This window comes from Francisella noatunensis subsp. noatunensis (assembly GCF_009823375.1).
GTDB classification, from domain to species: Bacteria; Pseudomonadota; Gammaproteobacteria; order Francisellales; family Francisellaceae; genus Francisella; species Francisella noatunensis.
Genome location: NZ_WBSX01000084.1, coordinates 1 through 8,226, shown reverse-complemented (window position 1 = coordinate 8,226; position 8,226 = coordinate 1). Strand labels below are relative to the sequence as shown.

Genomic DNA, 8,226 nt, shown 5'->3' with positions numbered 1-8,226 from the left:
TTATACCTAAAGGTACTAACTTTAACAATATATCTCATCAATACATTAGAAAGTTACAGATAGACTTGAATAATAGACCTAAGAAATGTTTAAATTACTTGACACCTAATGAAGTACATTTTGGTATCTCTATAAACATTGAGAATACAATCTAGCTAGAATAAGAATTTGAGTGATATTTTCCGTATAAAAAATAATCAAACAAACTCCCTACGCTAATACTAATTAGATCAGGTACAAAGGGTTATTTTCTCAGCTATTCTTTTTATAAAGATAGCACCCCTGTTGTCTTCAAGGCATTAATATAACATAGTTAAGTTTAGTTTGATATATCTAATCGGCAGATTAAGGCATCACTTAGACTACCATCAATTTTTTTATAATAGTTTTTACGCTGTGATACTTTAATAAAATTGAGTTTATTGTATAGAGATATAGCTTTGGTATTATTGATATCAACTTCTAAAAATAATTCTTTAACTTCTTTCTTGGCAAGATGATCAATTGAGTATTTCAAAAGCTTAGATGCAACTCCTCTACTTTGCATAGCAAAATCAACACATATATACAAAAGTTCTGCTGTTTCAAATATATAGTTAAAAATAGCAATAGCAACAAGCTCACTATCAATCATTAAACCTAAAACAATGTCATTAATTAATGAATTTTCAATTTGTTTATCTGACCAGCTAAAATCTTTATCAGTAGCTCTTACTAGCTGAATGGTTTTTGTTAGAAATGTAATATCAAGCTCTAAAATCTGCATACTTGTATAAGTTTAATAATATTGCTTTTTTATTTTGGATATCTAATAATTTATAATCATTACTTATAAAATCATTTTCAGCAAGATTAATTCCTTCTAAACTATGGAAAGAATTAATATTGTTCGTTTTATATATACATACATTAGATTTAAAAAATAAATTAGTAACAATTTGTTTTAAAAAGCTAATATCTAATTTATCAGTTAACAGAATATTTATAATCTTAGGACTATCTACTTCATTTGAGTAGATAACCTCCAAGCTCTTTTCTAAAGATTTTGTGTCTTCTAATTTTTCAGTTATTATTTGTGTTTCAATCTGCTGTGTAAACCTATACTCTGGCTTCAACTCCCAAACATCAATACCAAAAATATCTTCTAACTGACGTAAAAAATCCATTATTTTTTCTCTAATCTCTCAACTAATTTTTTAGGGAAGCTATATTCTTTTAATTTAACAGACTTTCTTAGTCTATTAACTTCAGAAGGATTAAGCTCCAATGTTTTTCCTCGAGAAACGAATTTAGGCAAAATAATATCACCGAATCTAATTCTTGTTAGCCTACTAACCGTAACACCAACCGCTTCAAACATTCTTCTGACTTCTCTATTACGTCCTTCAGACAAAGTTACATAATACCAAAGATTTGCACCCTCACCGCCAGAGAATTTTATATTATTAAATTTCGCCATGCCATCTTCTAACTGTATGCCCTCTTTAAGTTTATTTAAAGTTTCATCTGATAACTCTTGACCATAAACGCGTACAGCATATTCTCTTTCAATTTCATAAGATGGGTGCATCAGTCGATTTGCTAAATCTCCATCTGTTGTGAAAAGTAACAATCCTGTAGTATTTATATCCAATCGCCCAATCATTATCCAGCGTGATTTTGCTAGCTTAGGCAATGAATCAAAGACAGTTTTTCTATCTTTCTCATCTTTACTAGTGCAGACTTCCCCTTCTCTTTTATGATAAATAATAACTCTTGGTCTAGTCATAGGTTGACCATAAGAGTGTAGAGCCTTTCCATCAAAGCTAATTTTATCTTTGTCTGTCGCTTTATCGCCAAGAGTTGCGACTTTACCATTAACTCGCACTCTTCCTTGTTCAATAAACTCTTCAATTTTTCTACGTGAGCCAATGCTATATTTTGCTAATAGCTTTTGTAGTCTTTCTGGAGTATTTTCGGTATTTTGATTAATTCTGCGCATTTTTATCGATATCCTTTTGATCTGCTGCTGAGAAGAATTTATCTATATCTTCATCATTATAGTTATTAGAAGATAAAACTAATCTTATAGCTGCAGCTTCATTTTTATTGTTAGCGTACTCTGCTAACTTTAACCTCATGTCTAAAACAAGTTTATTATTAAAGAACTGAGGATCATTCTTCATGCTGTAAATAACTTTATAGCATTCTTTATGTTCACCTCTTTCAAAATACATCTGTGCTAATCTTAATTTAGCAGCTTTGTAGTCTATTCTAAATTTGTCAGCTCGTTGCATATATGCTAAAGCGTCATCTTTCTTGCCTTGTTTATACATACATTGAGAATATAAGAATAGTGTTTTGAGCCATATCATTATTATTTGGCAGAAATAAAGCTTTCTCAAAGAGTTCTTGTGCACGACTATAATCTTCCCTTTCTGTACACAAAAATTGTGCATAAAAGTTCATTGCTTCATAGTTCTTTGGATGATTATTAAGAGCTTTTTGATAATATTTTTCAGCAATAGAGTTTGCTCCGATGCTTTGATAATAATATCCTCCAGCATAATCTACAATAGCTAATTTCTGATTATGTTCATTTGCTAGTTCTTGTGCTTTTATAAGCTTAGTTTTTGCCCTTCCAAGATACTCTTCTATCGAATAGATTATAGCTAATTCAGAATTTATTTTAGTAGCTTCTTCATAATTAGCCTTGTGGAAACTACCTCCTGTAACAGAATACTCAGTTTGCTCTATAGTTTGATTTTTGACTTCCTTTTGATTTTGTGAGTTAAGATTTTTATTATTCACGTTATTAGAGCTCATACATGAAGCTAGCATTTCTGATAATATAGTTGTAGCTAAAATCTTTTTAAAATCAGACTGCATTTTTATCACCAAGTTTCTTTAAATATCTTTCTTTTCTTTTTGTCTTATCCATAACATCACCAGCTAACTGCCCACAAGCAGCATCAATATCATCACCTCTAGTTTTTCTTACTGTAGTAATAAAACCATTGTGTTGTAAAAACTCTTTAAATCTATGAATACGATTATTGCTAGGTTTTTTATATGGCGTACCTGGGTATGGATTAAATGGTATCAGATTAATTTTAGCTGGTACTTCACGAGATCTTAATAACTCAACTAATTGTTCAGCATCTGATAAATTGTCATTAACCTCTTCCATCAAAGTATATTCAAATGTTATATGTTTATGCGGACCTTTTTCAGCATAGAGCTTACACGCCTCTAGAAGCTCATCTATATTATATTTTTTATTAATAGGCACGATTTCATTACGTAAGGAGTCTGTAGGTGCATGTAATGATACAGCCAAAGAAACCCCAGATTGTTCAAGTAGATCATATATTCTTGGAACAACACCAGACGTACTAAGAGTAACTTTGCGGCGTGATAGTCCGTAAGCTAAATCATCCATCATAATATCCATTGCAGGAACTACATTTTCAAAATTCATCAATGGTTCGCCCATTCCCATCATAACTATATTTGTCACGCTAAAGTCATGCTCACCATTATTTTTTGATAGTGTTCTAGCTGCTATCCAAAGCTGTGAAATAACTTCAGCTGATGAAAGATTTCTATTAAATCCTTGTTTACCAGTAGAGCAAAAACTGCAATTTAAAGTACAGCCAACTTGTGATGATACACAAAGAGTACCTCTTCCTTCTTCAGGTATAAAGACTGTCTCAACGGCACTTCCACCAACATCAATAAGCCACTTGTGAGCACCATCTTTTGATGCTTTATTAAATACAACCTTAGGAATGACTATTTCAGCTTTTTCTTTTAATTTATTACGTAAATTCTTTCCAAGATCAGTCATGCTATCAAAGTCAATAACACCCTTTTTATGAATCCACTTAAAAACTTGTCTTGCATGAAACTTCTTCTCACCTATCGAAATAAAAAAGTCTTCTATAGCTTTTTGATTTAATCCAAGTAAGTTTATTTTATCTTGTTGCATTGAACTTCTCTTTTGTATATAAAATTATTCGTTATACCCTATATCACCAGGTAAAATATTATCATTTTCGCGTGTCAAATTAGCAAAACTTGCAAATTGGCCATCAAAGCGGACATGTACAGTACCTATAGGACCATTACGCTGTTTACCAATAATTATTTCACCTAGGTTTTTATTATCTTCTTTATCTTTATTATAAACTTCATCACGATAAATAAACATAATCAAGTCAGCATCCTGCTCTATCGCTCCTGACTCCCTAAGATCTGACATCATCGGGCGTTTATCTTTACGATCATCAACTGCCCTATTAAGCTGAGAAAGTGCTATAACTGGAATATCAAGCTCTTTAGCTAAAGCTTTGAGTGACCTTGATATCTCAGATACTTCAAGTGTTCTATTAGTCTCATACCCTGGTATTTTCATCAATTGAAGGTAATCTATTAATATCATAGAAAGACCTCCATGCTCATTATAGAGTCTCCTTGCTCTTGAACGCATTTCAGCAGGAGTAAGACTTGATGTATCATCAATGTATAATGGCATCTCACTTAAAGACTTCATAGCACTAGTAATCTTGACCCAATGAGCATCATTTAGACGATTACATTCTTTCAACAAGCTCATCTCTACACGTGCTTGAGAAGCTAACATTCTTGTTACTATATCTTCAGATGGCATCTCTAAACTAAAAACTAATACAGGCTTATCTGCAAATTTTGCAACATTTTGGGCTATATTAATACCTAGTACAGTCTTACCCATTGAAGGTCGAGCAGCAATAATACCCATGTTAGCTCTTTGTAAGCCTGATGTCATTTTATCAAGATCAATAAACCCAGTAGATATGCCAGTCAACCCGCTTCCAGAATCTATAATAGCACTCATTCGATCAACTAGTTTAGGTATGACAGATTTAATTGATTCAGGTCCTTTTACTAAAGTCTCTCTCTCTTTAGCTACATCAAGTATTCTACTTTCAGCATAGTCAATAACTTCATCAGGATTTTTTGAATCTGAAGAGTATATTTTTTGAACTATATCATTAACACTAGCCTGAAGGCTTCTAAGTTTAGCTTTATCTTTAACTATATTTGCATAGGTCTTGATATTTGAAACTGCTGGTGTATTTGTTGCCAAGTCAATAATATATGACTCGCCTCCAGCCTCAGATAATAGACCTTCGGTAGCTAAATACTCGCTTAAGATCAAAACATCAAACGGAGTGTTTGATTGATTCAAAACAGTAATTTGTTTGTAGATAATTTTATGTCTTTTATCAAAAAAATCATCAATCAAAAGAAAATCTTCAACTAGCTCTATATTATCATTATTTAGAAGAATATTTCCTAATATTGCTTTCTCAGCATCAACTGAATATGTAGTTTCAGCAACCTTAAATTGATAATCCATTGACATCAAGACCCTTATATACAAAAAACCATGCCTAACACATGGTTTTTATATTAAATACAGATATTGTGTTAGTTTATATATTATAAAACTATGCTTCAGAAGCTACAACATTTACTTTGATATCAGCATCTACATCAGTATAAACATGAATAGTAAGTTCAAACTCGCCAATAGATCTAATCACACCTTCTGGCATACGAACTTGACTCTTCTCGATTTCTTTTCCAGAAGCTTGAGATACAGCTTCAGCAACTTCAGCAGTACCAACAGAACCAAATAGTTTACCACCTTCACCAGCTTGAGCAGCAATTGTGTAAACTTTGTCTTTGATAACTTCAGCAGTACCAACTGCTGCATCAAATCTCGCTTTTTCAGCTTTTTCAAGTTCAGCTTTTTGTGCTTCAAAAGTTTCAATATTAGCTTTAGTAGCTTGTACAGCCTTACCAAATGGGATAAGGAAATTTCTAGCATACCCTGGCTTAACATTAACGATATCACCTAATACACCAAGGTTTTCAACTTTCTCTTTTAAAATAACTTGCATTGTAATCAACCTCCGGTATTAGTTAAAGTGACGATCACAGTAAGGTAATAATGCTAAGAATCTAGCTCTTTTGATAGCTGTAGAAAGCTGTCTTTGATACTTAGCTGATGTACCTGTTACACGACTAGGTACGATCTTACCTGTTTCAGTAATATAAGCTTTTAACTTATTTACATCTTTATAATCAATTTCTTTTACACCATCAACAGTGAAACGGCAAACTTTACGACGACTCATCTTAAAATCCCTCTATTAAATTACTTCTTTTTCATTAGTTTCCATCATGATTGATGGCTCTGTAACAGCTTCTTTCTTAGAAATCACTAAACGACGTAAAACTGCATCGTTGTACTTTAAGTTTTCTTGAAGCTTCTCTAGAGACTCAACATCACATTCAACATTGAATAACACATAGTGTGCTTTATGAAGTTTCTCGATAGGATAAGCTAGTTGACGACGTCCCCAATCTTCAAATCTATGGATTTTTCCGCCTTTCTCTTCAATGATTCCACGATATTTGCTAAGCATTGTATCAAGCTGCTCAGATTGATCTGGATGAATCATTAACACGATTTCATAATGTTTCATTTTGTAAACTCCTTCCGGTTTATCATTGTTAGTTTTTTTTATTGATAAGCTATACAAAAACTTTTTGCATAGCAAAGAGCAAGACACTATTATACTATCATAAATATCCAATGACAATATAATACTTAAAGAATATTAGCCATTTAAGTATATTCCACTCTCTCTAATAACTATTTTTTTCTTTTTCAATAAAGTTCCGACAGCTCTTTTAAAAGCAGCTTTGCTAATTCCAAACTCACGCACTATATCATTAGGATTAGATTTATCGTTAAAAGGAGCAGAACCATTATGCTCTATTAGGTATTTTTCTACTAACTCTGCATTTTTATCCAGATCTTTATGTACTAACTGTAATGATAAATCTATACGCCCATCATCTCGAATATTTTTTATATATCCTTTGATAGATTGACCAAAGCTAAGTCTTCTGAAAACTTCTGTAGAATAGATAATTCCCCAATAACCACTATTAATTATTGCCTTATATCCTATATTTGTTGAGTTAGCAATTACAAGATCTACTTCTTGATTAGGTTTTAATTCATCGCCAGCATAATCTGTAATAAATTTATTAACTTTTGATGATGCTGTAATACGGCCACTAACTTTATCAAGATACAAATAAACAATATATGACTTACCAACTTCAAAAGGTCGGTGCTGTTCTGCTAATGGCACAAAAAGATCTTTTTCTAATCCCCAGTCTAAAAAAGCGCCAATTTTTGTAATACTTTTGACTTGCAAATAAGCAATCTGACCAACTGTTGGGACTTTTTTTGTAGTTGCTACAAGCTCAGACTTAGAGTTATGATATAAAAAAACGTCTATACTATCATCAACACTTACTGTATCGCTAAGCTCCGAACTAGGAATACTTGCTGTACCAAGCTCTAAAGCATCTAAAACAAATCTATCTCGTGCTTTTTCAAGAATTTTTAACTTAGAATATTTTCCTATTGAAATCAAAATGCATACCTTTAATCTAAAACAATTCCAATATTATCATAGTTTATTAGTAAATAAATTTACATTATCTATAATAATTATTTAAATAATCAAATTAAAAAATATTATATATAGTATTTTTTCTACAGAATTACATAATGTAAAAATTAACTCTACAAAAATAAAAGATTAAAAATGAATAAAAAATTCCTATCAATTCTATCTCTATGTGCTGTATTTGGAGTAACATTTTCATGTACAGAAGTTTTTGTGCATGAGATAATGTTAACCTTGTTGGTAGAACTATGGATTTCCCTATAAACATTGGAACCAATATTGTTGGCTTTAATAAAGGTGTTCATCAAGTATCAACATATATGGACAAAAAAGGTTCTCCTGCAAAAATTGCTGAATAGGATATTAAATATCCTTGCTAGATTGTATTCTGAAAGTTTTAAATAGTTGAAAGAGAGTTCCAAATATAGTTTATTAGGTTTTGACGAAACTAAAATAAACGATAAGGAACTAAAAAATGCCAAAGCACTTAACTCTTTCAAATAGATATTGTATAGAAGAATTACTTAAATTAGGATACCAAACATCTCAAATAGCCAATAAAATTGGCTATAGTGAAAGAGCTATAAAAAAGGAACTTAATCGCACTAGTATAAATAGTGACTATAATGCTGAGATAGCACAGAAGCTATATCAAAGCCGCAGAACTTCAAATAATCATAAGCTATCCTGTAAAGTTAAAAAGCTA

10 protein-coding genes, 2 pseudogenes and 1 riboswitch are annotated in these 8,226 nt (G+C 31.5%); of the genes and pseudogenes, 2 read left to right on the top strand and 10 right to left on the bottom strand.

All coding sequences use genetic code 11. From position 1 onward, the window contains the following. Positions 1-155: pseudogene (locus tag F8C69_RS11435) on the top strand (IS30 family transposase); the annotation flags it as partial. A gap of 34 nt (positions 156-189) precedes the next feature. Beyond that, a riboswitch (TPP riboswitch) is annotated at positions 190-294 on the bottom strand. Between the two features lie 25 nt (positions 295-319). Here the strand turns inward: F8C69_RS11435 and F8C69_RS07390 are convergent. The 10 genes and pseudogenes from F8C69_RS07390 to F8C69_RS07345 form a co-directional block, all read right to left on the bottom strand. After that, entirely contained in the window at positions 320-766 is a 447-nt protein-coding gene (locus F8C69_RS07390; protein WP_159184751.1) for a GNAT family N-acetyltransferase, read from the bottom strand. Continuing rightward, on the bottom strand, positions 747-1,166 hold the full coding sequence (locus F8C69_RS07385; RefSeq protein ID WP_159184750.1) for a chloroquine resistance protein: 420 nt from the start codon (positions 1,164-1,166) through the stop codon (positions 747-749). The genes F8C69_RS07390 and F8C69_RS07385 overlap by 20 nt, the downstream gene beginning before the upstream one ends. Beyond that, positions 1,166-1,981, bottom strand: coding sequence for a 23S rRNA pseudouridine(2605) synthase RluB (gene rluB / locus F8C69_RS07380; RefSeq protein ID WP_159184749.1), 816 nt, complete (start codon positions 1,979-1,981; stop codon positions 1,166-1,168). Before rluB ends, F8C69_RS07385 begins: the two co-directional genes overlap by 1 nt. After that, positions 1,968-2,868 (bottom strand): annotated as a pseudogene (locus F8C69_RS11205) (CDC27 family protein). Before F8C69_RS11205 ends, rluB begins: the two are co-directional and overlap by 14 nt. Further along, positions 2,858-3,970, bottom strand: coding sequence for a dual-specificity RNA methyltransferase RlmN (gene rlmN / locus F8C69_RS07370; RefSeq protein ID WP_159184748.1), 1,113 nt, complete (start codon positions 3,968-3,970; stop codon positions 2,858-2,860). Before rlmN ends, F8C69_RS11205 begins: the two are co-directional and overlap by 11 nt. A gap of 24 nt (positions 3,971-3,994) precedes the next feature. Then, the gene (dnaB, locus tag F8C69_RS07365) at positions 3,995-5,389 is read right to left on the bottom strand and encodes a replicative DNA helicase (RefSeq protein WP_192189659.1); all 1,395 of its coding nucleotides are present in this window, start codon (positions 5,387-5,389) and stop codon (positions 3,995-3,997) included. Positions 5,390-5,474: 85 nt separating this feature from the next. Further along, complete coding sequence (rplI, locus tag F8C69_RS07360) at positions 5,475-5,930, bottom strand: 50S ribosomal protein L9 (RefSeq protein ID WP_159184747.1); 456 nt, start codon at positions 5,928-5,930, stop codon at positions 5,475-5,477. 18 nt (positions 5,931-5,948) lie between these two features. Next, entirely contained in the window at positions 5,949-6,167 is a 219-nt protein-coding gene (gene rpsR / locus F8C69_RS07355; RefSeq protein WP_014714980.1) for a 30S ribosomal protein S18, read from the bottom strand. A gap of 15 nt (positions 6,168-6,182) precedes the next feature. Further along, positions 6,183-6,518, bottom strand: a complete 336-nt coding sequence (gene rpsF / locus F8C69_RS07350) for a 30S ribosomal protein S6 (RefSeq protein WP_159184746.1) — start codon at positions 6,516-6,518, stop codon at positions 6,183-6,185. Positions 6,519-6,653: 135 nt separating this feature from the next. After that, the gene (locus F8C69_RS07345; RefSeq protein WP_159184745.1) at positions 6,654-7,484 is read right to left on the bottom strand and encodes a CvfB family protein; all 831 of its coding nucleotides are present in this window, start codon (positions 7,482-7,484) and stop codon (positions 6,654-6,656) included. 511 nt (positions 7,485-7,995) lie between these two features. Here F8C69_RS07345 and F8C69_RS07340 point away from each other — a divergent pair. After that, on the top strand, positions 7,996-8,226 hold a 231-nt coding region (locus F8C69_RS07340), incomplete at its 3' end, for a helix-turn-helix domain-containing protein (protein ID WP_159183974.1).